This window comes from Kitasatospora sp. NPDC057015 (assembly GCF_042673745.1).
GTDB lineage: Bacteria > Actinomycetota > Actinomycetes > Streptomycetales > Streptomycetaceae > Kitasatospora.
Window position 1 is genome coordinate 23,102 of the sequence record NZ_JBHUSG010000006.1, and the last position, 27,000, is coordinate 50,101.

General features: G+C 72.4%; 23 protein-coding genes. 14 read left to right on the forward strand and 9 right to left on the reverse strand.

Annotated elements, in window-relative coordinates:
* Positions 1-104: 104 nt before the first annotated feature.
* A complete protein-coding gene (locus ACFTWP_RS07850; RefSeq protein ID WP_380263360.1) occupies positions 105-692 on the reverse strand; it encodes a TetR/AcrR family transcriptional regulator in 588 nt (195 codons plus the stop codon).
* Between the two features lie 165 nt (positions 693-857).
* On the opposite strand from ACFTWP_RS07850, the gene ACFTWP_RS07855 reads away from it, so the two are divergent.
* The 4 genes from ACFTWP_RS07855 to ACFTWP_RS07870 all read left to right on the forward strand — a co-directional run bounded on the left by ACFTWP_RS07855 (position 858) and on the right by ACFTWP_RS07870 (position 5,618).
* The gene (locus ACFTWP_RS07855; protein WP_380263361.1) at positions 858-1,496 is read left to right on the forward strand and encodes an NAD(P)-dependent oxidoreductase; all 639 of its coding nucleotides are present in this window, start codon (positions 858-860) and stop codon (positions 1,494-1,496) included.
* A 364-nt stretch (positions 1,497-1,860) separates the two neighbouring features.
* The gene (locus tag ACFTWP_RS07860; RefSeq protein ID WP_380263362.1) at positions 1,861-3,681 is read left to right on the forward strand and encodes a hypothetical protein; all 1,821 of its coding nucleotides are present in this window, start codon (positions 1,861-1,863) and stop codon (positions 3,679-3,681) included.
* Between the two features lie 235 nt (positions 3,682-3,916).
* A complete protein-coding gene (locus ACFTWP_RS07865) occupies positions 3,917-4,396 on the forward strand; it encodes a hypothetical protein (protein ID WP_380263363.1) in 480 nt (159 codons plus the stop codon).
* 523 nt (positions 4,397-4,919) lie between these two features.
* Positions 4,920-5,618: an alpha/beta hydrolase gene (locus ACFTWP_RS07870; RefSeq protein WP_380263364.1), complete on the forward strand. Its 699-nt coding sequence runs from the start codon at positions 4,920-4,922 to the stop codon at positions 5,616-5,618.
* A gap of 285 nt (positions 5,619-5,903) precedes the next feature.
* Here the strand turns inward: ACFTWP_RS07870 and ACFTWP_RS07875 are convergent, their stop codons facing one another.
* Entirely contained in the window at positions 5,904-6,449 is a 546-nt protein-coding gene (locus ACFTWP_RS07875) for a DinB family protein (protein WP_380263365.1), read from the reverse strand.
* Between the two features lie 302 nt (positions 6,450-6,751).
* Between ACFTWP_RS07875 and ACFTWP_RS07880 the strand changes: the two genes are divergently transcribed.
* Positions 6,752-7,399, forward strand: coding sequence for a hypothetical protein (locus ACFTWP_RS07880; protein ID WP_380263366.1), 648 nt, complete (start codon positions 6,752-6,754; stop codon positions 7,397-7,399).
* 185 nt (positions 7,400-7,584) lie between these two features.
* On the opposite strand, the gene ACFTWP_RS07885 is transcribed toward ACFTWP_RS07880, so the two are convergent.
* Positions 7,585-8,742 (reverse strand): N(5)-(carboxyethyl)ornithine synthase, encoded by a 1,158-nt coding sequence (locus ACFTWP_RS07885; protein ID WP_380263367.1) that lies wholly within the window; start codon positions 8,740-8,742, stop codon positions 7,585-7,587.
* Between the two features lie 184 nt (positions 8,743-8,926).
* Positions 8,927-9,100 (reverse strand): hypothetical protein, encoded by a 174-nt coding sequence (locus tag ACFTWP_RS07890; protein WP_380263368.1) that lies wholly within the window; start codon positions 9,098-9,100, stop codon positions 8,927-8,929.
* Between the two features lie 73 nt (positions 9,101-9,173).
* Between ACFTWP_RS07890 and ACFTWP_RS07895 the strand changes: the two genes are divergently transcribed.
* Together ACFTWP_RS07895 and ACFTWP_RS07900 are read left to right on the forward strand one after the other, a co-directional pair.
* Positions 9,174-10,136, forward strand: coding sequence for a formylglycine-generating enzyme family protein (locus tag ACFTWP_RS07895; RefSeq protein ID WP_380263369.1), 963 nt, complete (start codon positions 9,174-9,176; stop codon positions 10,134-10,136).
* A gap of 160 nt (positions 10,137-10,296) precedes the next feature.
* Positions 10,297-12,654, forward strand: coding sequence for an arylsulfatase (locus ACFTWP_RS07900; protein ID WP_380263370.1), 2,358 nt, complete (start codon positions 10,297-10,299; stop codon positions 12,652-12,654).
* Positions 12,655-13,378: 724 nt separating this feature from the next.
* Here ACFTWP_RS07900 and ACFTWP_RS07905 read toward each other — a convergent pair.
* On the reverse strand, positions 13,379-14,260 hold the full coding sequence (locus ACFTWP_RS07905; protein WP_380263557.1) for a DUF4394 domain-containing protein: 882 nt from the start codon (positions 14,258-14,260) through the stop codon (positions 13,379-13,381).
* A 170-nt stretch (positions 14,261-14,430) separates the two neighbouring features.
* Complete coding sequence (locus ACFTWP_RS07910) at positions 14,431-15,255, reverse strand: CPBP family intramembrane glutamic endopeptidase (RefSeq protein WP_380263371.1); 825 nt, start codon at positions 15,253-15,255, stop codon at positions 14,431-14,433.
* Positions 15,256-15,505: 250 nt separating this feature from the next.
* Between ACFTWP_RS07910 and ACFTWP_RS07915 the strand changes: the two genes are divergently transcribed.
* Both ACFTWP_RS07915 and ACFTWP_RS07920 read left to right on the forward strand, forming a co-directional pair.
* A complete protein-coding gene (locus ACFTWP_RS07915) occupies positions 15,506-16,753 on the forward strand; it encodes an IS4 family transposase (RefSeq protein WP_380263372.1) in 1,248 nt (415 codons plus the stop codon).
* 142 nt (positions 16,754-16,895) lie between these two features.
* Positions 16,896-17,747: an aminoglycoside phosphotransferase family protein gene (locus ACFTWP_RS07920; RefSeq protein ID WP_380263373.1), complete on the forward strand. Its 852-nt coding sequence runs from the start codon at positions 16,896-16,898 to the stop codon at positions 17,745-17,747.
* A 53-nt stretch (positions 17,748-17,800) separates the two neighbouring features.
* Here the strand turns inward: ACFTWP_RS07920 and ACFTWP_RS07925 are convergent, their stop codons facing one another.
* The 3 genes from ACFTWP_RS07925 to ACFTWP_RS07935 form a co-directional block, all read right to left on the reverse strand.
* On the reverse strand, positions 17,801-19,066 hold the full coding sequence (locus ACFTWP_RS07925; RefSeq protein WP_380263374.1) for an MFS transporter: 1,266 nt from the start codon (positions 19,064-19,066) through the stop codon (positions 17,801-17,803).
* A 94-nt stretch (positions 19,067-19,160) separates the two neighbouring features.
* On the reverse strand, positions 19,161-19,301 hold the full coding sequence (locus tag ACFTWP_RS07930; RefSeq protein WP_380263375.1) for a hypothetical protein: 141 nt from the start codon (positions 19,299-19,301) through the stop codon (positions 19,161-19,163).
* A 229-nt stretch (positions 19,302-19,530) separates the two neighbouring features.
* A complete protein-coding gene (locus tag ACFTWP_RS07935; RefSeq protein WP_380263376.1) occupies positions 19,531-20,139 on the reverse strand; it encodes an alpha/beta fold hydrolase in 609 nt (202 codons plus the stop codon).
* 561 nt (positions 20,140-20,700) lie between these two features.
* Here ACFTWP_RS07935 and ACFTWP_RS07940 point away from each other — a divergent pair.
* The 5 genes from ACFTWP_RS07940 to ACFTWP_RS07960 are packed head-to-tail and all read left to right on the forward strand — an operon-like array spanning position 20,701 to position 26,961.
* Positions 20,701-21,441: a hypothetical protein gene (locus tag ACFTWP_RS07940; RefSeq protein ID WP_380263377.1), complete on the forward strand. Its 741-nt coding sequence runs from the start codon at positions 20,701-20,703 to the stop codon at positions 21,439-21,441.
* Position 21,442: 1 nt separating this feature from the next.
* On the forward strand, positions 21,443-22,699 hold the full coding sequence (locus tag ACFTWP_RS07945) for an ATP-grasp domain-containing protein (RefSeq protein ID WP_380263378.1): 1,257 nt from the start codon (positions 21,443-21,445) through the stop codon (positions 22,697-22,699).
* A complete protein-coding gene (locus ACFTWP_RS07950) occupies positions 22,692-24,026 on the forward strand; it encodes an acetyl-CoA carboxylase biotin carboxylase subunit family protein (protein ID WP_380263379.1) in 1,335 nt (444 codons plus the stop codon). Before ACFTWP_RS07945 ends, ACFTWP_RS07950 begins: the two co-directional genes overlap by 8 nt.
* Positions 24,023-25,630: an ABC transporter substrate-binding protein gene (locus ACFTWP_RS07955; RefSeq protein ID WP_380263380.1), complete on the forward strand. Its 1,608-nt coding sequence runs from the start codon at positions 24,023-24,025 to the stop codon at positions 25,628-25,630. Before ACFTWP_RS07950 ends, ACFTWP_RS07955 begins: the two co-directional genes overlap by 4 nt.
* Positions 25,627-26,961 (forward strand): MFS transporter, encoded by a 1,335-nt coding sequence (locus tag ACFTWP_RS07960; protein ID WP_380263381.1) that lies wholly within the window; start codon positions 25,627-25,629, stop codon positions 26,959-26,961. The genes ACFTWP_RS07955 and ACFTWP_RS07960 overlap by 4 nt, the downstream gene beginning before the upstream one ends.
* The last annotated feature ends 39 nt before the right edge of the window (positions 26,962-27,000 follow it).

Consider the following 27,000-nt stretch of genomic DNA (forward strand, 5'->3'; position numbering starts at 1 on the left):
CTCTGCCGCCCCCTTGCCCGCCGGCCGTAGGGGTCTCGCCGCCGGTGGGAAGCTGCCCTGTCCCGCGGGGCCCGGACAGGAGCGGGAGGACCCGTCCGGCGGCGTCAGCCCGGGAGGGCGGGGCCGGGGCGGTTGCCCGCGGCGAATCCGGCGAGTATCAGGGCCAGCCAGCGATCCCGGACGGCGGGGGCGGCGTCGGCCGGCGCGGTGTGGACCAGCAGGAAGACGTCCTCGATGGTGATGTCGGGGTGCATGTCCCCGTCGGCCTGGGCACGGGCGAGGAGGTTGCGTCCGGCGTCGGTCACGCGCTGGAGTTGGTCGCCGGTGAAGCGGTACTCCTCGGTGAAGCGGTCGGCGGCGGCTCGAACGGCCCGATCGCAGGAAGCGTGCTCGACATAACGGGCCGTCAGGGCCCGGAACTCGGCCATCGCCTGGGCCCGGCCGCTCTCCACCCGGGCCCAGGCGTCCTCGGTGAACTGCCCGAGCTCCTCCACGGCTCCCAGGAGGACCGCGTCGATGAGCGCGGCCTTGTCGGGGAAGTGCCGGTAGAGGGTCCCGGGGGCGACGCCGGCGGCTTGGGCGATCGCGTCGGTGGGGACGTCCGCGCCGAACCGGGTGATCAGGTCCCGGGCGCTGTCGAGGATCCTCCTGCGGTTGCGCAGCGCGTCGGCGCGCAGCGGCTTGTCCTGCATTTCTCTCCTGCCTTCCGTCGCGCTGTCGCGGCCTGGGCTGCCAGTGCCGTTTGCGAAAAGATGAGCGCGCGCTCACTATAAAGGTGGGCGTGCGCTCACTTTACCGGCCCGTGCCCGCTTCCGCCTCGTCCGAGGCCGCCCGCAGACAGCAGGAGAGACCCGACCATGCAACTCGCCGTCCTCGGAGCCACCGGCCCCACCGGTCAGCAGATCCTCCGGCAGGCCCTCGCCGCCGGCCACCACGTCACCGTCCTGGTGCGCGACCCCGCCCGGCTGCCGCAGCGCGAGGACGCGCGCCTCACCGTCGTCACCGGCGAAGCGACGTCCGCGGCGGACATCGAGAAGGCCGCCCGAGGCAGCCAGGCCCTCATCTCCGCACTCGGCCCCGGCAAGGACTTCAAGTCCACCCTCGCCACCCGCACCGTCGGCCCCGTCCTGGAAGCCCTGGCCGCCACCGGCGTACGGCGCCTGGTCTGGCTCTCCGCCCTCGGCGCCGGCGCCACCGCGCAGCGGCAGTCCCGCCTCCAGGCCGGTGCGTCGAAACTGCTGATGGGCAAGCTCATGGCAGACAAGGGCTCCGCCGACGACCGGATCGCCCGCAGCGGCCTGGACTGGACCGTCGCCCTGCCCGTCATGCTCGGCAACGGCCCCCTCAGCGGAGCCGACGGCTACAAGATCATGCCCCTGGACGGTGCGACCGGCCGCATCGGGGGAAAGATCAACCGCGCCGACGTCGCCGACTTCATGCTCTCCGCCGCCACCACTGAGCAGTGGAATCGCCAGCGCGTCATCCTCACCCGCTGACGCGCCGACCGGCACACGAACGGGCGGGGCCCAAGAATCGGACCAACGCCCGTCCAACGAAACACCGCTCCATCCGAAATCTTTGGCCTGAGGGCGGAGCCAAGCTCCGCCCTCAGTCTTGTTCGATTCCCGACCTGGGCAAACGTGCGTCTGAAGTTCAGACGCAGGTACTGAACGGCTTCCCGTCGCACCGCTGCCATGAACGCCGGGCCAGACCCGTCGTAGCCTTCACCAGCATCGCCCCGCGGCCTTCACCCGCTGCCGCCGGCTCACCTAACGACCCGGCCCCGAATTCCTTCGACACGGCACCGACCGGCTGGCAGGCTGCCCTCATGACCTACGGAATCGAGTCCCACTCCACCCGGTGAGCGCCCGGGAAGAGCGCAGCGCGCTCACTGTGCCGACCGCTCTGTACGAACACGCGCGCCAGCTGCTGCGCGAGTCCCCCGACGGATTCCCGTCCCGGCGCGGCTACCCCCTGCCCCGGAAGACCGCAACGGGCGAGGATCCACTCTCCCGGGACGAGGCGACGCATGCCGTCCGGGAGGCGTTCAGCCCGTTCCCGGACGATCCCGCCACCCTGCACCGCCGCTTCGAACGACTCGGCATCCACGATCGTCACAGACACCTGGTCCACTCCACCGTCGCCCGGTTGCCACTGCCGGCCGAACGGGCGGACACGGCCCGCACGCTGGGACGGAGGCTGGTCCGAACCGGTACGACCGCGTCCACCGTCACCGCGGGCATCGCCCTGCTGAGCCACCTCGGCACACCCGAGGACGTCCCGCACCTCTCCGTTCTCGGCCTGTTCCGCGACCTCACCGGCCCCGCGGTCGACGCGCTCGACGTCCTCGATCACCGGTCCGCGGCCGTCCTGTGGCTCGCGGTCTACGCCCGCCGTGACGAACTGGAGCCGCTCGTCCGCACCCTGTGGACCGGTCACCGTCCCTCCGTGCGAGAGGAGTTGGTCTCCTTCCCGACCTCACTCCCCTTCGTCGACGGTACGGTCGCCCGCCGAATCGCGGAGGCTTCCAGGTTGCCCGACCTCCTCGACGACCACCCCTCCGACACCGACCTGCTCGCTCGCGCGGGCCGGCTGCTCGTGCGGATGGGGTGCTCGCACGACGACCCGACCGACCTCCTGGCCTGCCGCGACGTGCTCCGTGTGTACGACAGCGTGGTCAGCCGGGCCGCACTGCTGCCACCCACCCTCGACAACGCCGCCATGCTGCTGTCGCTCGCCCTGGATCTGAGCAGCGGCACCGGTGTACTGCTGGACTGGCTGCCCGGACGGCGCGCGGCCCTGCTGGAATCGCTCGGGCGCCTGCTGGCCGAACCCCGATGGGCGCAGGCAGCCGCCACCGGAGACGACGCGGACCAGCGACGGCGAGTCGACTGGATCCGCCGCACCGGACGGCGGCCGTTCGAACACCCGGCCACGCTCACCGACTTCCGCATCAAGGTGGTGGCCGGAGACCCAGCGGACCGCGGACCCGTCGAAGCACGTGTGCTCATCGAAGGCCGCCCGGTGGTTCCGACCGCGTTCGGCCGCGGACTCGCCCACAGCCCCGACCACCTGCTGTGCGACGGACGGCTGCGGGCCGAGGTGGAGCCGCGCGAGGTGCAACTCGCCGAGGCCTACTGCACCGAGGGATGCTGTGGCGCGCTCTACGTCACCATCCGGCGGGACGCGGACGCGGTGGTGTGGGAGAGCTGGCGGCAGACCATGCCAGGCTCCCGCGATCCGGCACCGGAGTTGCCCGCCTACCGGTTCGACGCCTCCGCCTACGACACGGAGATCGTCAGGGCGGAGACCGACCGTACCTGGTCCTGGCCGGCCCGCACCATCGCCCGCCTGATCAAGGCGAGGTTGATCGAGGAGCCGGACCTGTTGAGCCGATGGGATGCAGGCCTGGGCTGGATCCGCAGTGGCTTCGACGACCCCGACACCGCCGTGTTGGCCTTCTGGTACGTGCCGGGGCTGGCCTCCGGCAGTCCGGAACGAGCCGACAGTCCCCTCCATTTCCGCTGGGCCATCCCGGACGACGGCACCCCGCCCGAGGCACAGGCCGCCGCCGCCCTGCAACGGCTGGCCGAAGTGGACCCGAAGTCCTACGCACAGCTGTGCGGCGGCAGCCGCGAGCGCGCCCAGGAGCTCGGATTCCCCTGGCCCGACACCGCCTGACCGGCCGGGCCCGCGCCCCACTGACACGTCCTGAACCGGGCACCCACTCACCTAGGGCCTGTCCGGCGGATCTTGGCGGATCGGGCTCCCGGCTGCCCTACTCGCACGTATGCTCTGCATCCACGTCCGTGCCCACTCAGGTGGCAGTGAGCCGCACCCGGAGACCGGACCACCTACGCCATACGCTTCCGACGTCAGCCGACGCAACGGCCGCCCGACCGAGCAGGAAAGCCCCATGACCACCGACGAGCAGCACCTTTGGGCCCTTCTGCGGGACCTGGACCGCTCGGGTGGCGCCGAATTCCCCGCCGGCTACGATCACGCCGCCACGCGGAGACGATTCGACCAACTCGTCGCCGACATCGACACGTTGTTCTCCTGCGTCAGCAAGGTCGAGCGCGACGCCCCGGAGACCAGCTACCACGGATGGATCATCATCCCGGTCAATGCGACCGTCAGTGCCGACTTCATCACGGTCATCGTGAGCAACTTCGGCGACCTCGCCACCGTCACCCTTGGCAACCCCGTGAGCTACGACCAGGAGGAGACGGACTACCCGTTCGATTCCACCGACCACGGACGCATCACCGAAGTACTCACCGGGCTCGGCTACATCACCGTCCCCGAGCACCTGGCCTGGGCCGACTACGACGGCGTCATGAACCTCCGCTCTCACGCCAGGAGTTGGTTCGACCGCTTCTTCTTCTGGACGTGATCTCAGAGTCCGGAAGAAGCAAGCAAGATCACCGCTCACCTCGTCACCGAGACCTGCGAACCGGAGCTGATCCACCACGGTGACCACGAACAGTGACGCTGCCGGCTGTAACCAACTCGAACACGGTGGTCGAGCCGTACATCTGGACCCGGCCCTCGGCAGCCGCCCTGTCGGCCCGACATGTCAGGCTGCGCCCGACAGACCTGCCGAGCACCACGCCGGGAGGGGCACGTGGCCGCCGACTTCTCCTACGCCGAGATCGAGAACCTCGTACGTGTCGACGACCCGTCCGAAGCCGCCATACGCGCGCTGCTCAGCGGGCTCGACAACGCGGACAACACCTTCGTCGCGATCCGGACTATCGGGACGGCGGCCGGCTCCGGGTCGTCGCGTTCGGCGCGGCGGAGGGTCGAGAAGACGGACGGACCGGGCGCGCCGCGGCGGCGAGGTGCGGAAGGCTGCCTAACGTGGGCGGAGCAGTCGGACATCCCTCTCGCCACCCGTCTCAATAGGAAGGTTCCTCATGGCCGACAAGCCCTCCATCGTCCTCGTCCACGGCTTCTGGGGCGGCGCCGCCCACTGGTCCAAGGTCGTCACCGAACTCCACCGCCGCGGTTTCCATGACCTTCACGCCGTCGAGAATCCGCTGACCTCCCTCGCGGACGACGCCGAGCGCACCCGCAAGATGATCCGCCAGGTCGACGGACCGGTCGTGCTCGTCGGGCACTCCTACGGCGGCGCGGTCATCACCGAGGCCGGTGACCTGCCCAACGTGGCGGCCCTGGTCTACGTCGCGGCGTTCGCCCCGGACAGCGGGGAGAGCCCCGGACAGATCAGCGAGCAGAACCCGCCGGCGGCGTTCGCGAACCTCGCGCCCGACTCGGACGGATACCTCTGGATCAAGCAGGACCGCTTCCAGGAGAGCTTCGCGCAGGACCTCACAGCCGACGAGGCCCTGGTCATGGCCGTGACGCAGAAGGCCCCGCTCGCCTCGACCTTCGGTGACACGGTGACCGACCCGGCGTGGCGCAGGAAGCCGTCCTGGTACCAGGTGTCCACCCAGGACCGCATGATCCACCCGGACAACGAACGCCGCATGGCCGAGCGGATGAGCCCCCGTAAGACCATCGAGCTCGACGCCTCGCACGCCTCCCTGGCTTCCCAGCCCGGTGCGGTGACCGACCTGATCGAAGCCGCGGCCAACGACGTGGCCGGCCGGTAGCCGGCAGGCTCGGGGGGCCGAGAACCACACCCGGCCGAGCGCCCATCGGCCGAAAGGCGCCGCTCCCCCGTTCGCCGGGTCCGCCTCCCTCCACCGCTCACCCCGCGATGCCACCACGGCGACCCGGGAGTACCACCTCCCGGCCCCGCGGATTCCCCCTCGCCGTGGCGAGCCCCCGTCGGTGGGCCCGACGACCCGCCGGCGGGGGCGGACCGCACTCGGCCCACGAGATGGCCGGCCCGGTCCGCCCCGGTCCGGCGCTGCCTCGGGACCGCCCGGGGTGTGTCAGCCCATGCTCTTGGCGCCGTCCAGGGCCTCGCGGATGATGTCGGCGTGACCGGCGTGCTGGGCGGTCTCGGCGATGATGTGGAGCAGGACGCGGCGGGCGGACCACCGGGCGTCGGCGTCGAACCAGGGCGCCTTCGGCAGGGGGTGGGCGGCGTCCAGGTCCGGCAGGGTGGCGACCAAGTCGTCCGTGCGGCGGGCCACCTCGGCGTAGTCGGCCAGCACTCCCGGCAGGGTCTCGCCGGGCAGCAGCCTGAAACCGTCCCGGCGGTGGGCGAAGTCCTCCTCGGTCATGGCCGTGAAGTCCGGCATCGCGGACGGGCCTTCGAGGATGAACCCGACCCAGGCCTGCTCGACGCCGGTGACGTGCTTGATCAGGCCGCCCACACAGAGCTCGCTGACGGTGGAGCGCTCGGCGGCCTGCGCGTCGGTGAGCTCGTTCGCCGTGAAGCGCAGGAAGAACCGCGCCTTGCCGAGCTGCTCCAGCAGGTCAGCGCGCTCGCCGGTGAGGGTCGGGGTCAGGGTGGGGGTGGTGGACTCGGTCATGGTCTTCTCCGCCTTCGTGAGGTGCTGTCCTGTCGACAGGAGAAACGATAGGAGCGATCTAGGTCAGGTCATGGCCTAGATCAACCTCTGCGGGGACGCGACCTGGGGCCCGAGAGCCGAGCGGGACGCCCGGGACGGAACCTCCGCCCCCTTCGGCCGGCCGGTCTCGCGCGGGTTCGTGAATCCACCTGTGCGCAGCCACCCGTCGTGCAACGCTGGGGATCTACCGGTGAACTGACGGATCGCCAGTTCGGTTTCCGGCCAATGCAGTTCACCTGTTCGACTTCGAAGGGATCGTGCCCGTGCAGTTGCGCCCCCTCGTGCACGCCGCAGGCCTCGCGCTGGCCGGCCTCCTGATCGCCGGATGCGGCTCCGACGCCTCCTCCGCGGACCGGGCCACCGGCCCGGGCGACTACCAGGATCCCAACCGGATCTGCCCGGACCAGGACATCACGATGTTCGACGAACTCTTCGGCCAGCTGAACGAGCCGGCGGAGGACCACGTCGGATACCCGGGAGAGCACGAGGGCCACGACTACCGGGAGTGCAGCTCCCGGTTCGGGCGCAGCGGGAGCGGGCGCGGGAGCCTTTTCACCCAGGTCTGGGTCTACAAGACCGTCGAGGAGGCCCGCGCCGCCTATCAGCGCTCCCGGGAGATCGTGAGCGGGCCCCCGTCCGTGGGCACGGTACGGCCCACCGAGATCGAGTCGGTGAAGCGCATCGGCGACGCGGCCGTCCGCTACCGGGAGTACTCGGGCGAGTTCGAGGTGTCCACCTGCGTGATGACCCGCAGTAGCAACCTGGTCCTGTCGGCCTGCCTGCGGGACTCCACCGGCGGTCCCGGCCCGGGCGCCCGGGGCCCCCGGGAGTTGGAGATGGTCGCGGAAGCGGTGGCCAAGTACGCCACCGGCGAGCTGAAGACCCTCGCCAGGACCGGCAAGCGCTTCTGACGGCGCTCACCGCTCCCTCATCGGCCGGCGCGGGAAGGGCACCCCGGGATCGGACGGCGCACCCGGCAGGTCTCGGCGTCGGTGGCGTTCTCGATCCGGTGGCGGTACCGGTGGGCTCCGACCGCTGAGCGGTCGGAGCCGGCCGGCACTGCCGGTCGCAGGATGGGACGGCCGGCGGAGTGCGGCTACTGCTCCTCGGGGTGGGGGTAGTCCGGGGAGCGGCGTTGAAAGGCCAGCACGGCCGGGTTCTGGATGACACCCGCGCGTATCTCGATGGCGCGCCGGACGGTCTCGTCGGACTCCCAGCTGGCGGGGCCGTCAAGGACCGCGCGCAGGTGCGGGATCAGCGCCTCGCTGTTCTCCCAGGTGGCCGAGTTCCACAGGTAGGAGGGACTGTGGTCGACACCGTAGTAGTGCACGTTGTCACCGACGGTGAACATCGGCTCGGTGAAGGTGGTCGGTCGGGCCCAGCTGAATCCCATGCCCTCGTCGCAGGAGACGTCGATGACGAGGGTTCCCGGGGCCAGGGTGTCGAGGTCCTCGTCGATCAGGAAGGTCAGCGGCGCCCCGGTGTCCTGAAGGACGCAGTTGACGATGACGTCGTGCCCGGAGAGGAACTCCGCCAGGGGAATCCGGCCCTCCTCGGTGTGTGCGTGGCTGCGGCGGGGGTCGGAGGTGTCGTCCGCCTCGTCGTGGTCGTACTGGACGATCCGGGCGGAGTGGATCGGTGAGCTGACCGCGGCGACGCCGCGCGCCGTCAGCACGTCGACGTTGTGCACGCCGATGGAGTTCAGGGCCGTCACGGCCCCTCGGGCCGTCGCGCCGAAGCCGATCACGACCGCCCGCAACCGCCGGCCGTAGTCTCCGGTCGATCCGCGCAGTTGCATGGCGTGCAGCACCGAGGAGTACCCGGCCAGTTCGTTGTTCTTGTGGAAGACGTGCAGGTTGAACGAGCCGTCGCTGGTCCAGTGGTTCATCGCCTCGAAGGCGATGAACGTCAGCCTGCGGTCGATGGCCGTCTGGGTGATCGTCCTGTCCTGAACGCAGTGCGGCCAGCCCCACAGGACCTGCCCCTCGCGCAACTCGGCGACGTCCGCCTGCATCGGCTTGGCCAGCAGGACGACGTCGCACCGGGCGATGATCTCCTCTCGCGGGAGCAACCCTGCGACAAGAGGGGCGAGTTGCTCGTCGGAGACACCGAAACGCTCTCCGTACCCCTGCTCCAGGTGGATGCGTGCGCGAAGGTCGGGGTCGATCCGCTCGAAGTGCGCGGGGTGGATCGGCAGTCGGTGCTCGTTCTCCTTGCGTGACTGCGCCATGATGCCGAGCTTCAGTTGGTGCAAAGTACCCCTTTGATTACTTCAGGTGTAGCACGCCGCACCTAATCGGCGGCATCACGGCGGTGTCCGGGAGCCGCACGCCGGGCCCACCCAGTGGGGCGGCGCCGGGCGCCGGGCCGTGCCGCGCGGCCGGGGTCCCGATCGTCCGGCGGGGGCACGCGCCGGGTCGATCGACCCCGTCCGTCGATCAGTGGTACTCGACGTCCGAACAGGGGGCGACGAACTCGCCGGCCTCCGGGAACGGCTCCCAGTCGCTCTCGGTGATGCACCGCTCCCTGATCCGGTACTCACCCGGGTACGTCGCCGTGTGCCCGGTCCGCGACCGGACGCCGACGGCGACGGCGACGGCGACGACACCCAAACCTTCGGGCCGACTTGTTCATCCGGGCGTGTCGACGGGGTGGATCGGCGCCGGGTGGTGCACCGTCGGTGCCGTGACGACGACTGCGCAGCATCCGCTCTCGGCGCCGGCCCGGGGGATGGTCTGGGTGCCCGGGGGTTCCTTCCTGATGGGCTCGGAGGGCTTCTACCCGGAGGAGCGCCCGGTGCACCCGGTGGTGGTGGACGGCTTCTGGGCGGACGAACACCCCGTCACCGTGGCCGAGTTCCGCCGCTTCGTGAAGGCGACGGGCTACCTGACGGTGGCCGAGCGCCCGCTCGACCCGGCGGACTACCCCGGGGCGGGGCCGGCCGACCTGGTGCCCGGTGCGCTGGTCTTCCGGATGACCTCCGGTCCGGTCGACCTGGACGACTGGCGCCGGTGGTGGAGTTACGCCGAGGGGGCCTCCTGGCGCCGTCCGCAGGGCGCGGGCAGCACCGTGCACGGGCGCGAGCGGCACCCCGTCTCCCAGGTCGCGTACGAGGACGCCCTCGCGTACGCCGGCTGGGCGGGCAAGGAGCTGCCGACCGAGGCCGAGTGGGAGTTCGCGGCCCGCGGCGGCCTGCCCGCGGCCGTCTTCCCGTGGGGCGACGAGCTCATGCCGAAGGGCCGCCGGATGGCGAACACCTGGCACGGCCGCTTCCCCTGGGAGTACCTGGCCGCCGGGCGGACCGACCCCGGCCCCGGCACCACCCCGGTCGGCAGCTACCCGCCCAACGGCTACGGCCTGTACGACATGGCCGGCAACGTCTGGGAGTGGACCGCCGACCACTGGACCACCCGCCATCGCGACCCCGCGCCGAGCGCCTGCTGCACCCCGCGCAACCCCCGCGTGGACGCTCCGCCCGCGGACGGCTCCGGCACCCCTCCCGCGGAGCGCTTCCCGCGGCGGGTGATCAAGGGCGGCTCGCACCTGTGCGCACCCAACTACTGCCTGCGCTACCGACCCGCGGCCCGACAGGGGCAGAGCGAGGACACGGCGACCTGCCACCTGGGCTTCCGCTGCGTGGTGCGCTGACCCGCGGTCAGTGGGGCGGCGGCAGCCGCTCCGGCCCGGTCACCCGATCGGCCCATGCCCCCTGCGTGCCGCCCGCACCGCCGAAGGATGCCGGTCAAGCATGGGTGTCAGGAGCCCGTGCCGGTCCGTGGTGCGGGCGTACCGATGGAAGGCGGGACCCGTGGCTTCGACATTCCGCGGTGTGGTCAACCTCGACGTCCGTGACTCCGTCCCGGACTGGTCCGCCTACGAGCAGCCGAAGGCCCCCGAGGGGGCGCCGAACGTGGTGTACGTCGTGCTGGACGACGTCGGTTTCGGCGCGATGAGCTGCTACGGCGGGCCGATCGAGACCCCCAACATCGACCGGCTCGCCTCGGAGGGCCTGCGCTACTCCCAGTGGCACACCACCGCGCTGTGCTCCCCGACCCGCTCCGCGCTGCTGACCGGCCGCAACCACACCACCAACGGCATGGCGTGCATCAGCGAGGCCGCGATCGGCTTCCCGAACGCCAACAGCCACATCCCGCCCGAGTGCGCGACCCTCGCCGAAGTGCTGGTCGAACGCGGCTGGAGCACCGCCATCACCGGCAAGTGGCACCTGTGCCCGGAGGACGAGATGAACCTCGCCTCCACCCGCCGCGACTGGCCGCTCGGCCGCGGCTTCGAACGCTTCTACGGCTTCCTCGGTGCCGAGACCAGCCAGTACTACCCGGACCTCGTCCACGACAACCACCCCGTCGAACAGCCCGCCACCCCCGAGGAGGGCTACCACTTCGGCGTCGACATCACCGACAAGGCGATCCAGTACTTCGACGACGTCAAGGCCATCGCCCCCGAGCGACCGGTCTTCCTCTACTACGCACCGGGCTGCGCGCACGCCCCGCACCAGGCGCCGAAGGAGTGGATCGACCGCTACCGGGGCCGCTTCGACGCGGGGTACGAGGCGATGCGCGAGGAGATCCTGACCCGCCAGAAACAGCTGGGCCTGGTGCCGGAGAACACGCAACTGCCGCCGCTGAACCCGATCGGCACCCCGGACACCCGTACCGGGCCGGGCGGGGAGCCCTTCCCCGCCCTGGACTTCACCCGCCCCTGGGCGGAGCTGAGCGCGGACGAGCGGCGCCTGTTCGCCCGGATGGCCGAGGCGTACGCCGGGTTCCTGTCGCACTGCGACGACCAGGTCGGCCGCCTGATGGCCTACCTGGAGGACATCGGCCAGCTCCACAACACGATCTTCGTCGTGGTCTCCGACAACGGTGCGTCCGGCGAGGGCGGCCCGAACGGCTCGGTCAACGAGAACAAGTTCTTCAACAACGTCGCGGACGACATCGACGACAACCTGGCCATGATCGACAAGATCGGCGGGGTCGAGACGTACGGCCACTACCCCAACGGCTGGGCGATGGCCTTCAACACGCCGTTCAAGATGTGGAAGCGGTACTCCTTCAACGGCGGCACCTGCGACCCGTGCATCGTCTCCTGGCCGGCCGGCATCGCCTCCCGCGGCGAGGTCCGCACCCAGTACCACCACGCCGTCGACATCGTCCCCACCGTCCTGGACTGCATCGGGCTGGACATGCCCGAGTCCGTCCGCGGGCACGTCCAGGTCCCGCTGCAGGGCGTCAGCATGCGCTACTCCTTCGACGCACCCGCGGTGCCCTCCGCCCGCACGACGCAGTTCTACTCGATGCTCGGCACCCGCGGCATCTGGCACCAGGGTTGGAAGGCCGTCACCACCCACCCCGCGATCAGCGGCTGGGGCAACTACGGCCAGGACACCTGGGAGCTCTACCACACCGACGAGGACCGCTCCGAACTCCACGACCTCGCCCGGCGGGAACCGCAGCGCCTCACCGAACTGGTCGGCCTGTGGTTCTACGAGGCCGGCGTCAACCAGGCCCTGCCGCTGGACGACCGCTCCGCCCTGGAGATCCTCTCCACCCCGCGCCCACGGCTCACCCCGCACCGCAGCCGCTACACCTACCGGCCGGGCGGCTCCGAAGTCCCCGAGGCCGTCGCCGTCAACATCCGCAACCGCTCCTACACCGTCGGCGCCCTCGTGGACATCCCCGGGCCGGGCGCCTCCGGCGTGCTGTTCGCCCACGGCGGCCGCTTCGGCGGACACACCCTCTTCGTACGCGACGACCGCCTGCACTACGTCTACAACTTCCTCGGCACCGACCACCAGTTGATCGCCGCCACCGAGGAGCTCCCGACCGGCGAGAAGCTCATCCTCGCCGCCAGTTTCGAGAAGGACGGCGAGACCTCGCCCGGCGTCGCCACCGGCATCCTCAGTCTCTACCACGGCGACCACAAGGTCGGCGAGGGCCGCATCAAGACCCAGCCCGGCCGCTTCACCCTCGCCGGCGAAGGCCTCACGGTCGGCCGCGACTCCGGCGAGGCCGTCACCGACCGCTACCCCGGCACCGCCCCCTGGACGTTCACGGGCGCCACCCTCCACCGCGTCGCCGTCGACGTCAGCGGCGAACCGTACATCGACCTCGAAACCGAGGCCCAGGCCATGCTCGCCCGGGAGTAGCACCCGGACACACAGCCGCGTGACCTCCGGCCCGCGCCGTCCGGGAGAACGCCTCCCACCTAACGGCCGGGCCCGACACCGGCCCTGGTCCCCTACCGCCGCCGTGCGCCGGCCGGGGCCCAGGGCCGGTGTCTGTCGGAGCCTGCGCTCGCCTCGCGCCTCAGTAGCCCGGACGCCGAGGGCGGCGGGCAGCGCGCGGACACCTCCGGGTGCGGCGGTCGACGAGGACGAGTTCGTGGAACTCGGTGTGGATCGGACCGTAGTCGTGCCGCGCGTCCTCCGGGAGACCCCCGAGGAACTCCGGATGCGCGAGCAGGGCGGTCAGCAGGTCCCGGTCGTCTCCTGCCTCGGACGGCAGCTGGAAGCGCTTCGTGTGGACCCATCGGTACCGGTGTCCCCGTCCCTGCGGGAAGGCGAAGTCCCGGCGCGTCGGGCGACGTCCTGGGGCTCGGCGAGCCGGGCGCCCGGCGCCGGCGTACGTGGGTGCGGGGCCGAACGGTGCGCGGCCGCCGGCGGGGCGGGGGCGGGGGTCGGCAGCCCGGTGTGCGGGGCGGGATTGACCCGTTCGGGTGACACGGGCAGTCCGGTGGCGCGGTGAAGGCGAATACGGGGTGCGCGCGGCAGGGTTTCGAGGTCATGCCGGGCGCAATGGCGGGGGCCGCCGTCCGGTCTGGTCAAGGCGGGCGGCTCCCGCTCTGCTGCTGTCGGAGCGTGACGAAGAGGGTCAGTCCTGGGCGAGCGGCAGGGCGAGGTCGGTGACGTGCGCGGTGTCGGGGAAGGCTCCGAGGCCGGTGGCGCGCCCGGTCAGCACGTCCACCCGGTACAGGCCCCTCGCGCCCCCCGCGTCGAGCGCGGCGTAGCCGTAGTTCCGGCCCTCCTTGGCGGAGTAGTAGATGTCGAGTCCGACGTCCGGGCCGGTGTCGACGCCGAGCTTGCCGGTGGGGGCGAGCGTGCCGCTGTTGGCGGGCGACTGCAGGGAGATCCGGTCGTTGGTGGTGTCGAGGTCGAACAGGGTGGTGGCGGTGGCCGTGTCGAGGTCGTTGTTGGTGTAGGCGGCGCCGGTGACGCCGAGGGCGGTGGTGCCGGTGGTGGCGGGCGGCACCGCCGGGTTGGTCAGGGTGCCGTCGGCGACCGTGGTGCCGGCGGCCGGGGTGCCGGCCGGGTCGTCGATGTTGTGCCGCAGGTTCTGGCCGGTGTCGGAGATGACGCGCAGGCGGTTCGCGGCGGGGTTGAAGTCGACGCCGAAGTAGCTGCCCTGGAGCGCGACGGTCAGCTGGGAGACCTTGGTGGCGCAGCCGCTGGTGTCGTCGAGGGTGTAGATGCCGCCCTGGTCACCGACTCCGTACAGCGCGCCGTTCTGGACGCGGTAGTCGATGCCGACCAGGCGGCCGTCGCCGACGAGGCCCGAGATGCCGCCGATGACGTGGACGTGGTCGGGGTGGCTGACGGGGAAGTCGACCAGGCGCTGGTCGTCGGTCAGGCCGACGGCGTGGAGCCTGTCCCAGACCCTCCCGTCGGTGCCGGTGAGCGCGGTGGCGCCGGGGGCGAAGGTGAGGGCGAGGGCCGCGGTGGTGGTCGTGGCGGCCAGGACTGCCGTCATGCGCATACGCACGAGAGGCTTCCTTTCGATCGGGGAGGGACCCGGCGGGTCCGGGTCCTCAGCCTCAGGGACGCACACCGTCGGACCGATCAGGCCGTAGACATGCCAGCGGTCATCCTTACGGCAGCAGGCGTGCGGCCGGGTGGCCCGCCGTCCGGGAGTCCTCGGCGACCGTCCTAGACGCCGGCCTGCGGGGGCCGTGCGGCCTCCGTCGGTCGGGCGGGCTCGATGCTGTGGCGTTTGGCGATCAGCACGACGATCAGGGTGACCTGGAGCAGGACGGCGAGGAGCATGCCGACGGAGACCGCGGGCTTGTCGCCCACCAGATTGGAGATCAGGCTGGTGTCCCAGAGGCCGTGGACGAGCATCGGCAGCAGGATGACCCCGGCCACGCGCAGGCACAGGTAGAAGAAGTAGCCCGAGGTGGAGACGATCAGGGCCTGCAACAGGGCCTGGGCTCCCTGGCCGAAGGCGTTGCTGACGTGGACCAGTCCGAAGATCAGCGAGGAGTACAGGGCGACCCTGCCCTCGCTGAAGCCGGCCCGGCTGAAGACGTGGACGCCGATGCCGCGGAACATGAGCTCCTCGCCGACGCCGACGAAGAGTCCGAGCAGCAGCAGGCACACCACCAGCGAGGCGCTCTGGTCGGCGAGGTGACCGTAGTTCAGGCCGACCAGGGCGACGGCGAGCATCGAGATCGGCACCCAGCGCACCCAGCGCCGCACGGGCACGCGGTAGCGCAGCACCTCTCCCCACCAGCCCAGCCAGGTCACCACGCCGGCGGCGAAGACGATCGAGGCCCCGATCGGGATCAGCGCGTTGCGCACCAGCGACTCGGTGGTCGGGAACTGACTGTCGGAGTAGCCGGTGTCCACACCGATCAGCCGGCCCAGGCCCTGGATGATGCCCGCGTAGACCACGACCACGACCAGGAACCACGGCCATGTGAGCCGGCGACCCACCTGCCCGGCCCGAACCGCCACCACCACGTCATCCTGCACTGTGTCGTCCTTCGTCGGCGGCGACGGCTCCCCGGCCGTGGATCGGATCGGCGCGACTGTGCGTCGTCACAGCCCGCCCGACAACGGAAGCCTCTCATATGAATATGCGCAAAACCGACATGTCACCCTGAATTGTCGGCGGAAGGATCCGGTGGACGGTGAGCTCGACCTGACCGGGTCCCCATGGCGCCGCCCGGCTTGCCGATCTCGTCGCCGAAAACCGTTTCGGGCCGACGGCTACGGTGGTCGCATGGATCAGGGTGCGGTGGAAACGGGTGGGCCGGTTGCGTGGCCGGACCGACTGTCGCCGGGGGCCCTGCTCGCCGCGGTGCCGCGGTCCATGGTCGACGAGGCCACCGAGGTGTGCGGGGTGGACGAGCGACCTCCCGGGGGGAGGCTCCCTCCGCACGTGACCGCCTACCTGACGATGGCACTGTGCCTGTTCCCCGATGACGGAGCCGAGGAGGTCGCACGGAAGGTCATCGGGGCACTCTCCGAGTTCGGCGACCGGGACACGGCGTGGGAGCCGGCGACGTCCTCGGCGATCGCCCACGCACGCGAGCGGCTGGGCCGCGATCTGCTGCGTGAGACGTTCTACCGGGTCGCCGGCCGCCCCGTCGCCACCGCCGGGACCCGGGGCGCGTGGCTGCGGCAGTGGCGGCTGATGGCCCTCGACGCCTTCGGTCTCGACGTGCCCGACTCACCGCAGAACGGCGCCGAGTTCGGCTACCCGAACAACGGCCGCGCCCGCTCCGCGCGCCCCAGGGCCCGGGTGGTGACCGTGGTCGAGTGCGGCTCCCACGCGTTCGTGGACGCCGAGGTCGGCCCGTGGACCCGCAGTAGGACGAAGATGGCCACCTCGCTGTTGATCTCGATCTCCGACGACTGGCTCCTGCTGGCCGATCGCGGTCTGTACAGCTTCGCCACGTTCAGTGCCGCCACCCGGACGGGGGCGGCACTGTGCTGGCGCGCCCCCGCGAGACTGTCGCTGCCGATCCTGGAGGTCCTCTCCGACGGCTCGTACCTCTCCGCGCTGGTCGACCCCGCGATCCGCGGCCGCGAGCGCGAGGAACTGCTGGACGAAGCAAGGTCGGGGTCGAAGCCGGACCCGGCCGCGGCCCATGTGGTGCGGGTCGTGGAGTACGACGTCCCCGACCACGAGGGGCCGGAGCAGATCCGCCTGATCACCAACATCACCGACCCCGGTCGTCTGACCGCCGCCGAGCTCGCCGGCGCCTACCGGCGACGCCTGGAGGACGCGACCACGGGCAGGGGACCCGGGAGCCTCCCGCAGGAGGCGGGGACGGTACTGCGGTCCACCGTCCCGGACTTGGTCCACCAGGAGATCTGGGCCTACCTGCTGGTCCACCACGCGATCAACTCCCTCATCTGCCAGGCCACCACCCGCACCGACGCCGGCCCGGACCGGGTCAGCCTCCCCCGAGCCGTCGACATCGTCGGCCGCACCGCCACCGGGACGGCGGCCCCGTCCCCCTGAGCGGTGGGGCGCCCTGCCGGCCGAGGTCGTCGCCCGCAGTGCACCGAATGCCGTTCGCGAAGGCAACCGGGGCGTCGTACCCCCGGACGTTCCTGTGCACCAACCAGTTCCTGTGCACCAACCAAGAGGGAGGACGGACGGAATGGAGCCATCGGATCTCCGGCGCGCAGTCGAGGCAGGGCGGGTGACCGCTTCCGAGCTCGGCCTTCAGGTCGACGACGTGGTCGTCATCCACGACTCGGACCGGGTCGCGCTGCGCCTGCTCCCCTGCGATGTCCTGGCTCGGGTCGCACCCTCGGGGGATCGGGCCGACGCCGCGTTCGAAGTGGAGGTCGCCCGCCGGCTCGCCCGGGTCGGCGCTCCGGTGGCCGAGCTCGACCCCAGGGTCGAACCCCGGGTCCATGTACGGGACGGCTTCGCCGTCTCGTTCTGGACCTACTACGAACCCGTGGGACCGGGGATCGCGCCGGCCGACTACGCGGACGCGCTGATGCGACACCATGCCGCCCTGCGCCGGATCGATCCGACCGATCTGGCGGCACCGCACTTCACCGACCGGGTCGCCGGGGCGCTGAGGGTGGTGAACGACCGGGAGCGGTCGCCCGAGCTGGCCGAATCCGACCGGCGACTCCTCAGCACCACGCTCGGTGAGCTGGGCGCCGCGATCGGCGCCGACACAGCCGGCGACCAGTTGCTGCACGGCGAGCCGCATCAGGACAACCTCCTCCACACGGGACGAGGTCCGCTCTTCATCGACCTCGCCACGTGCTGCCGAGGACCGGTCGAGTTCGACCTGGCCCACGCACCCGAGGACGTCGCGCGGCACTACGCGGGGGCCGACCACGAGCTGGTCCACCGGTGCCGGGCCGTGGACTGGGCGATGTTCTCGGCCTGGCGCTGGCGCCGGGACGACCAGCTGCCCGACCGGGACCACTGGAGGGTGGCGGGGCTCGACCTGGTCCGAGCCGCACTCGATCGCTGCGGACGGGGATGAACCGCTAGGCCGTGTCTGACAATTCCCGCCGGGCGCGCGACGCCGGACAGGCCCTAACCCGCGTCCATCCGGCGCCACACGGGGAAGGCCAGCGGGCAGAGCGTCACCAGCAGGTACGCCCCGCCGACGAGCACGAGGGTCGTCGTCAGCCCGGCCCGGTCCACCAGGTAGCCGCAGACGAGGCCGCCGAGCGGGGTCGCCAGCAGCACTCCCGCCGCCAGGACGCCCGTCACCCGGCTGCGCAGGGCGTCGGGCACGAGCTCGTACAGCACGGTCGAGACGATCGGGTTGAGGATGCCGGCGGCGACCCCGGCGACGGCCAGCGTGACTCCCAGCGGCAGCAGGCCGGGCGCGAACGCCGCGACCAGCATCCGCGGGCCTCCGCTGACCAGGAGACAGCAGGCGTACAGCGACCAGCGGGGAAGCCGGGCCCCCAGCGCCGCGTGCAGCAGCGAGCCGCCGAGCGCCCCGGCCGCGAAGAGGCCGGCGAGCAGGCCCAGATCGATCGATCCGCCGAGGTCGCGCCTGGCGTGCACGGGCAGCAGGACGGCGCTCCAGCCCTGGTCCAGACCGTTGGTGACCATGAGCACCAAGGTGATGGCGAGCAGCAGCCGCTGACGGAGCAGGAAGACCAGGCCTTCGCGAAGTTCGTCGCGGTAGCCGCGCAGGCTCACCGGGGGCCCGGCCCGTCGGGGGGCGGCGGCCGGGACGCGCCGGACGCCGAGGGCGACCAGCAGCGCCGAGACGCCGAAGGTCGCCGTGTCCAGGAGCAGGACCGGCCCGGCTCCGAACAGTGCGATCAGTACGCCGGCGGCCGAGGCCCCGAGCAGCCGGGCCCCACGGGACGCACTCGTGTACAGGCTCATGGCCCGGGCGAGCGGGACGCCGGCGTGGGCGGCGAGATCGGGTGTGAGCACCTGGCGCGCGGTCTCCCCCGGCGCCTGGAAGAGCCCGTTGACCGCCATGAGGACGCACAGCTGCCAGAACTGCAGGACGCCTGCCCATTGGAGGAGCGGGATCAGCCCGATGGCCGTCCCGCACACCAGGTCCGACAGCACCGACGCGCGCAGGCGTCCGATCCGGTCGATCACCGGTCCGCCGGCGAGGGCCGCCACGGCCAGCGGCAGCATCCCGCAGAAGGCCACCAGACCGGCCCGGGAGGCGCTGCCGGTGGTCTGCAGGACGAACCACGGCACACCGATGCCGGCGAGGGCGTTGCCGGTGATCGAGGCGAGGTTCGCGACCAGCAGGGCGCCCAGTGGCCGCCGGTCCGCGGCGGCCCGGGTCTCGTCGGCCCGATCGGAGGCGGCGACGGTCACGGGCGTTCCTCCGAACGATCGTGATCCACCCTCGGAGTGCCGGTGGGCGTGCGGAACCAGGCTGGACGCCCGGCGGAAACGCGGGTCACAGCGGCTACCGGCCGGGGTCGGCGTAGTGGGTCAGCCGGTACGACGTCGGCTGCGAGACGGCCGGCTCGCCCCCGCCCCGGCAGCTGGGGGCGTACGTGCGTGGCGTGCCGTCCAACTCCTCCCGCGCACCCGCTACTTCTCCCACCGGAGCCCCCTCTCTCGCTCGATCCGGGCATCCTATGCGGACGGAACGGCGAGCACACAGGCGCAGGCGCGTACCCGGCTGCTGCGGCGCTCCGTGGAGATGCTCCGTGCGCTGCCCCCGGAGCCGTCGCCGGCGCCACGGCATCCGGACCTGCCCCGCGCGGGCCTGCACCGCGGGGTCGTCCGCCCACGCCCCCGCCCCTACGTCGCGAGCTGGTCCGCGGCTGCCGTCACAGGCTCAGCAGCAGGTCCCGGACCGCTGCCGGGCGGGAGAGGAACGGGTGGTGGCCGGCGTCGAGCTCGACGACGGCGCCGGCCCGGCGGGCGAACTCGCGCTGCAACCGCGCCGGGGTGCCCCGGTCCTGCGCGCAGACGAGGTAGGTCGTGGGCACCTCCTGCCAGGCGGCCGCCCCGACCGGCTGCCCGGTCACCCGTACGCTCTGCCGGGCCAGGTGGTCGGCGGCCTGCGCCTGGATCTCGGCGTCGCAGTCCTGCAGGAAGGTGTCCACCAGCAGTTCGGGGCGGACCTCGAACGTGCCCGCCCCGGGGTCGACGTCGAGGAAGGGGGCGGGGCCGCCGTCCCCGAACTCCGACAGGCTCTGCCCGACCTCGGGCAGGTAGCTGGAGACCAGCAGCAGGTGGCGCACCGATCCGATGCCCGCGGCGGCCTCCGCGGTGACGATCCCGCCGTAGCTGTGGGCGACCACGACGGTCGGCTCCGCACCGGCCTGCAGCACCTGCCGCACCGCCGCGACGTCCTCGGGCAGCCCGGGACCGTCGACACCGCCGGGCAGGCCCGCCTCCCCGCAGCTCGGGAGCGCCGGGGCCGCACTCGACACCCCACGCTCCCGCAGGAGTTCGGCGGTGCGGTGCCACCACCACGCCCCGTCCCGCACGCCGCCCCGTGCACGAACACGACTCTCATCGCCACCTCCACGCCGACTCCCGGTCCCCGACCCGCCACCCATGCTCGCCGAACTCGCGCCAGCCCGCCCGTGGCGACCGGCGTCGCGCGCCGTCGAACCGTGCGACGCCCGACGGGACCGTCCCGGTCACCGTCGCGCCGCGGCGACCTCGGCGCACGAAGGGAATGCGGGCGAATTCCGGGGTGATATGTCACGTGGCGAACACGGACACAACCGGAACCCGTGCCATGGGAATCGACACACAGTGTTCATAATCGCCCCTCACGGCTGGTCAGGCGCCATTTCCACGGGCATTCACGGAGTCGGCCGGCTCCCAGGCTCCTTGCGCCCCACTGAGCGCCGAACCTAACGTGTCCCTCCACGGCGATCAACGCCGGACACCAGCCGCTTTCACCACGTCGCGGCGGGGAAGCAGCGTGTCGGAGAATCCCCCGTTACCCGTGAATTAACAGTTCAGTAAGGATGTGCTCCACCATGTCCGGACTCGACAGAGGGCGTCTTGAGGCGCTTGCGGCAGAACTCCTGGAAAAGCAGTTCCAGCGAGTTCCCAAACTGCGGGAACTCCACAGCGGCGAATGGATCGACCGTGACTGGTACATCCGTCACATCACCGAGACCGTCCTGCGGATCCGACTGAACAACGAGGTCGACAGCTACGCCCTCTACAAGGTCGGGTCGAAGGACGACGCGCTGGCCGCCAAGCTGGCCAGATACCTCGCGGAGGAGTTCGGCCACGAGAACATGTTCGTCCGGGACCTGGAGAGGTTCGGCCTGTCCTTCGAGGCCCTGAACGCCACTCCGGTCTTCACCTCCACCGCCAAGCTGATGGGCTACCTGCGCCTGGAGGCCGACCGGTCCGGTCCCGCACCTACCACCATCTGGGACTGGTTCGTGGAGTGGTACTCCGACCGCTACAACCCGGTCATCACCGACAAGGCCGCCACCGAGTTCGGCAAGGAGTACGTGCACGGCACCCGGGCGCACCTCGCCTTCGACGAGGCGCACGACCACGACGAGCTGATGTTCCGCACGGTCGCCCGGGCCGTCGAGAAGTTCAGCACCCCCGAGCAGGCCGAGGTCTACCTCACCGTCTTCGTGGACCTGATCGGCGACTACTTCGACGAGCTGTACCGGGCGACGGTCGGATCCCGTGCCACCGCCGACCCCTCCGAGTCCGTACCCGCTGCCGCCGAGCCCGCCGCGGTCGGGGTCTGAGATGACGGCGGGCCTCCGCGGCGCACGGACCGGCCGCGTCCTGGTCGTCGAGCCGATGTCCTCCGGCGCGGCCCTGCTCGCCGCCGCGCACGACCTGGGCCTGGAGACGGTGGTGCTGTCGCACGACCGCGACGACCGCCGGCTCCCGGACGAGCTGCGCAAGGACATCGACACCCTGGTGGTGCTCGACACCAACGACGAGGCCGCGCTCGTCGAGGCCGCGGTCGAGGTCGCCCGGGAGCAGCCGCTCTCCGGTGTCCTGCCCGGCTTCGAGTTCTACGTGCCCGCGGCGGCCCGCGTCGCCGCCCGCCTCGGCCTGCCGGGGTTACCCGTGGAGTCCGTCGCGGCCGTCCGGGACAAGGCGCTGATGCGCCGCCGGGTGGAGGCGGCCGGGCTGCGCGTCCCGCGCTACGCCTCGCTGGGCTCGGCCGCCGAACTCGACGGCGCAGCAGCGGTGGTGGGATATCCGTGCGTGCTGAAGCCGACCGACTCGGCGGGCAGCATCCACGTCAGCCGGGCCGACACCCCGACCGAGCTGCACGCCGCCTACCGACGGCTGAGCGAGGACCGGCGGCTGGACCTGGGACGGCGGTTGGACGGTCGGGCGCTGCTGGAGGAGTACCTGGACGGCCCCGAGTTCTCGGTCGAGGGCTACGTGGCGGCGGGCCGGGTCACCGTCGTCGCGGTCACCCGCAAGTTCCTCGGCCCGGAGCCGTACTTCGTCGAACTCGGGCACGTGACCCAGGCCGACCTGGCGCCCGCCGAGCGGCGGGCGGTCGAGGAGTACGTGGCGGCCGTGGTCGCCGCCCTGCAGGTCACGGTGGGCCCGTTCCACTGCGAGCTACGGCTGTCCGGCGGCGAGCCGGTGCTGATCGAGCTCGGCGCCCGGCTGGGCGGGGACCGCATCCCCGACCTGGTCGAGATCGCCACCGGCGTACCGCTGGCGCACCTCGCGGTGGCGGCGCACACGGGGACGGACCTGCGGGACGTCCCGTCGGGCGCGCCGCGGGCCAAGTACGCCGGCATCCACTTCTTCACCGCACCGAGCCGGACCCCGTACGGCACCGTCCACGGGCTGGATCGGCTGCGCGCCCGGCCGGAGGTCCTGGAGGTCGAGGTGGAGACGGCCCCCGGCCGTCCGGTGCCGCCGGCGCAGGACTTCCGCGGCCGGGTCGGACACGTCCTGTACAGCACCGACTCCTATGCCGAGGCCCTGGAGCTCCGGCGGACGATCGATCTTGGAGTGACCTTTGAGTGACCAGCGCCCCGGCGACCGCACCGACACCGGACCGGGCCGCCGGCCCGGCACCGGTCCGGCACCCGCGACCGGCTCCGACCCCGTCCCGCTGCTCCTCGTCGTCAACCGGTTCGACGACGAGTTCGGGGAGTACCACCGCTTCGTCCCCGGGGGCAGCCATCGACTGGCCTACCTGACCACCGAGGACGGGCTGCCGCCGCTGGACCTGGACGGCGCGGTGGCGACCGTCGTGGTCCCGAATCTCGACTACGACACGCTGCTGCCGGCAGCGCGCCGGATCGCCGAGGAGCACGGGCCGCTGGCCGGGATCGTCGGCCCCTCCGAGTTCGACCTGCTCACCGCCGCCCGGCTGCGCGAGGCGCTCGAAGTCCCCGGCTGGAGCACGGACTTCGTGCTGCGCTTCCGGGACAAGACGGTGATGAAGCGCTGGGTCCACCGGGCGGGCGTCCGCGCGCCCCGGTACCTGTCCCTCACCGCCGGGACCACGGCCGGTGAACTGGTCGGCGCGCTCGGCCTGCCGCTGGTCCTCAAGCCGGTCGACGGCGCGGCCTCGCGCGGGGTGGTGCTGGTCCGCACCGAACCGGAGCTCCCCGACGCGCTGGCCCGGATCGAGGCCGAGGGCGGCCTCCGGGACGCGGCCGGGTACGAGGCGGAGGAGTACGTCGAGGGCGCCGTGCACCACGTGGACGGCATCCGGCGCGGCGGCCGGTTCCACTTCGTCACCGCCTCCGCGTACGTGAACACCTGCCTGGACTTCGTCGGGGGCGCCCCGCTGGGCTCGGTGCTGCTCGACCCGGGGCCGCTGCGCACCCGGCTGACCGGGTTCGCCGCCGACGCGCTGGACGCGCTGGAACTGCCGGACGGCCCGTTCCACCTGGAGGTCATCGTCACCCCCGCCGGGGAGCCGGTGTTCCTGGAGGTGGGCCTGCGGCCCGGCGGCGCCGGGGTGCCGTTCCTGCACCGCGACCTGTTCGGCGTGGACCTCTTCGCGGAGGCCTTCCGCAGCGCCGTCGGGCTGGAGCCGCTCGCCCCGGAGCAGAAGTCGCCGGGGGTCGCCGCGAGCGGCGGCTGGCTGGTCTTCCCCGAACCGACGCCGGCCCCGCAGCGGTTGAACGCGCGGACCTCCCTGGTCGACGTCCTGCCGGAGGTCTACGCCGAGGCGCTGCCGGAGCCCGGTCACGTCTTCGACGGGAACGGCGGGTACGACCACGCGGGCGGGCGGTTCCTGTTCCGCGGCGCCGACCAGGACGCCGTGCACCGCGCGGTGCGGGCGGCGATCGCCCGCTACCGGCTGGACGTCGAGGCGACCGCGACGGTCGGCGGATGACCTCCGGGGTGCTGAGGGTCCAGCTCGGCGAGCCGTCCGCGATCGATCCCGGGCGTGCCTTCGAGCACGACGGCGCGCTCGTGGCGGGCCTGCTCGCGGACCCGCTGGTGGACTGCGACCCCGTCACCGGACGGCTCGCCCCCGCGGCCGCGCGCGGCTGGGAGGTCGCGCCGGACGGGCTGAGCGTCCGCTTCGACCTGCGCCCCGGCGTCAGGTTCCACCACGGCCGCGAGGTCGTCGCGGAGGACTACCGCTACGCGTTGTCGCGTGCGGTCCGACCGGAGACGCGGTCGGACGCGGCGTCCGCACTCACCGTCCTGGACGGCTACCAGGAGGTCGCATCCGGCCGGGACCGGATGCTCCGGGGCGTGCGCGCCGTGGACCCGTACCGGCTGGAGGTCGGCCTGGCCCGGCCGTTCCACGAGATCGCCGCGGTGTTCGGCCAGCGGGTCACCGCGCCCGTCCCGGCCGAGCTCGCCGAGGCGGACCCGGCGGCCTTCGCCCGGCGGCCCGTCAGCAACGGCCCCTACCGGGTCGTCGAGGACTGGCGGCCCGGGCAGGGTCCGGTCCTGGAACGCTTCGCCGGCTACCACGCCGCCAACGCGGCCCACCCGTACGGCGGCGCGGGGCAGAGCCCGCGGATCGCCTTTCGGCTCCACAACAGCCTCGCCGATGCCTACCACGCTTTCCTGCGCGGCGAGTTGGACGTGACAGAGGTGCCGCCCGACCTCGCCGGGCGGGCGGCTGCGGAAGCCGGGGCGGCCTTCCACAGCACGCCCAATCCGATGGTCACCTTTCTGGGCTTCCCCACCGGGCTGGCCCCCTTCGACGATCCGGTGGTGCGGCGGGCCGTGGCGATGTGCGTCGACCGGGAGGCCATCGGCAGACGGCACTTCGCCGGCACGCGACCGGTAGCGAACCGCGTCGTCCCCCCGCTGCTGGACCCGGGCGGCACCGACGGCACCGGTCCGGATCCGGCCCGCCCCGCCCTGGCGCTCGCCCACGACCCGCAGGGCGCGCGACGGCTGCTCGCCCGGCACGGGATCACGCCGCCGCCGGGGGGCGTCACGGTGCTGTTCAACGCGGGGCAGGGTCACGAGGGCTGGGTGGCGGACGTGGTGCGCGGCATCGCCGCGGGCCTCGGCTGGCAGGTCTCCGCACGGAGCCTGGACTGGCCCGCGTACCTGCGCGAACTGCCGCGCGCCGAAGGCCTCTTCCGGATGAACTGGGCCGTGGACCAGCTCTCCTACGACAACGCGCTCCACCCGCTGGTGCACGGCGCGGCGATCGGCGAGGGCAACCACTCCCGCTACCGGAACCCCGACGTGGACGCGCTGATCGACGCCGCCAGGGCCACCGCCGACGAGGGCGTGCGGCGGGCGCGGTACCGGGAGGCCGAGCAGATCGTCCTGGACGACCTGCCGCTGCTGCCGCTCTGGCAGGGCGCGCTGTACCACCTGGTCTCCCCGGAGCGGGTCCGGCCGCTCGGCCCGCCGATCGACGTGCTGGGCGCGCCCGCGCTGCGCCGGTACCGCCTGATCGGCGCCGCCGCCGGGGCTGCGGGGAACGGGGCCGCCGGGGCCGGAATCGGGGTCGGACGGTGACCCCGGCTGCGGATGCGGTGTCCCCGGTGCTGCGCTGGGCCCGCGGGCAGGTCCCCGACCACCCCGTCGGGCGGGCGGTGGCGGCGGCCGCGATGACCGGCTGGATCGGCACCGGCGTGTGGATCTCCGCCTCCACCCTCTTCTTCACCAGGTTGCTGGGCCTGACGGCCGACCAGGTCGGCACCGGCCTGGCACTGGGCGGGGTCCTCGGCCTGCTCGCCATGGTGCCGGTCTCCACACTGGCCCGGCGGCTGCACGCCGGACGGGTGAACACGGTGCTCCAGGTCGTCCGGGGGCTGTCGTTCCTCACCTTCGTCGGCGTCGACTCCGTCGCGGGCTTCTACCTCGCCCTGGCCCTGGTCTCGATCACCGACGGGCCGGGCAAGATGTTCAGCCAGATCATGGTCGGCCGCTTCGTCCCCGAGGCGGACCGCTCGGGGACCATGGCGAGCATCCAGGTGGCCACCAACCTCGGCGTCACGGCCGGGGCGCTGCTGGGCGCGGCCGGCCTGCTGCGGGTGGACCGCGCGGCCTTCGACGCGGTCGTGGCCGTCGTCGCGGCGGCCTTCTTCCTCTCCGCCCTGCTGCTCGCCCGCAGTACCTGGCGGATGGCCGACCTCGGCCCCGAAGCGGGCCCGGAGCCCGGCCCCGGGCGCGCGCCCCTGCTGCGGAGGCTGCGCGACGGCCTGCTCCCGCTCAGGGACCGCCGGTTCGTCCTGCTCACGGCCGGGAACGGCCTGCTCTCCGCGCACATCCCGCTGATCACCGTGATGACGCCGCTCTGGCTGGCCCGTCGGACCACCGTCCCGCCGGCCGTGATGGGCGCCCTGCTGCTGCTCAACACCGTGACCGTCGTGGCGCTCCAGGTCCCGCTCGGACGGCGCGTCAGCGGGGTGTCGAGCGCGGTCCTGGCCGGGTGGGCGGCGGCGGTAGCCCAGGCGGTGGGGTGCGGGCTGCTCGCGCTGGCCGCCTTCGTCCCGACCGCCGGTGCGGTGGCCGCGCTGGCCGGAGCGGTGCTCTGCTTCACCCTCGGTGAGATCGTGCAGGTGACGAGCGGGTGGACGCTCTCCTTCGGCCTCGCACCCGAAGACCGTCGCCAGGCCGTCTACCTGGGGTTCTTCGGCACCGGCACGGAGGCGGTGGCGGTGCTCGGCCCGGCGGCGCTGGCCTGGCTCACCACCCGGCTCGGCGCCCCCGGATTCGCCGTCGTCGCGGCGGCGCTGCTGCTGGCCGCCGTCCTGCTCCGGCTCGCCGCCGACCCCGCCGACCACCCGAACGCCGAACGGCCCCGCGTGCAGGCGCCGGCACCCGCCGAACCACCGGCCGACTGAGTCGGACGGGGCACGGCCGCGGAAGCGGCGCGGGGTGTT

Excerpts from the sequence above, each read along its gene's own strand:
- ACFTWP_RS07850 (WP_380263360.1), bottom strand. The coding sequence starts at position 692 with ATGCAGGACAAGCCGCTGCGCGCCGACGCGCTGCGCAACCGCAGGAGG.
- ACFTWP_RS07855 (WP_380263361.1), top strand. The coding sequence starts at position 858 with ATGCAACTCGCCGTCCTCGGAGCCACCGGCCCCACCGGTCAGCAGATC.
- ACFTWP_RS07865 (WP_380263363.1), top strand. The coding sequence starts at position 3,917 with ATGACCACCGACGAGCAGCACCTTTGGGCCCTTCTGCGGGACCTGGAC.
- ACFTWP_RS07870 (WP_380263364.1), top strand. The coding sequence starts at position 4,920 with ATGGCCGACAAGCCCTCCATCGTCCTCGTCCACGGCTTCTGGGGCGGC.
- ACFTWP_RS07875 (WP_380263365.1), bottom strand. The coding sequence starts at position 6,449 with ATGACCGAGTCCACCACCCCCACCCTGACCCCGACCCTCACCGGCGAG.
- ACFTWP_RS07905 (WP_380263557.1), bottom strand. The coding sequence starts at position 14,260 with ATGCGCATGACGGCAGTCCTGGCCGCCACGACCACCACCGCGGCCCTC.
- ACFTWP_RS07915 (WP_380263372.1), top strand. The coding sequence starts at position 15,506 with ATGGATCAGGGTGCGGTGGAAACGGGTGGGCCGGTTGCGTGGCCGGAC.
- ACFTWP_RS07920 (WP_380263373.1), top strand. The coding sequence starts at position 16,896 with ATGGAGCCATCGGATCTCCGGCGCGCAGTCGAGGCAGGGCGGGTGACC.
- ACFTWP_RS07940 (WP_380263377.1), top strand. The coding sequence starts at position 20,701 with ATGTCCGGACTCGACAGAGGGCGTCTTGAGGCGCTTGCGGCAGAACTC.
- ACFTWP_RS07945 (WP_380263378.1), top strand. The coding sequence starts at position 21,443 with ATGACGGCGGGCCTCCGCGGCGCACGGACCGGCCGCGTCCTGGTCGTC.
- ACFTWP_RS07955 (WP_380263380.1), top strand. The coding sequence starts at position 24,023 with ATGACCTCCGGGGTGCTGAGGGTCCAGCTCGGCGAGCCGTCCGCGATC.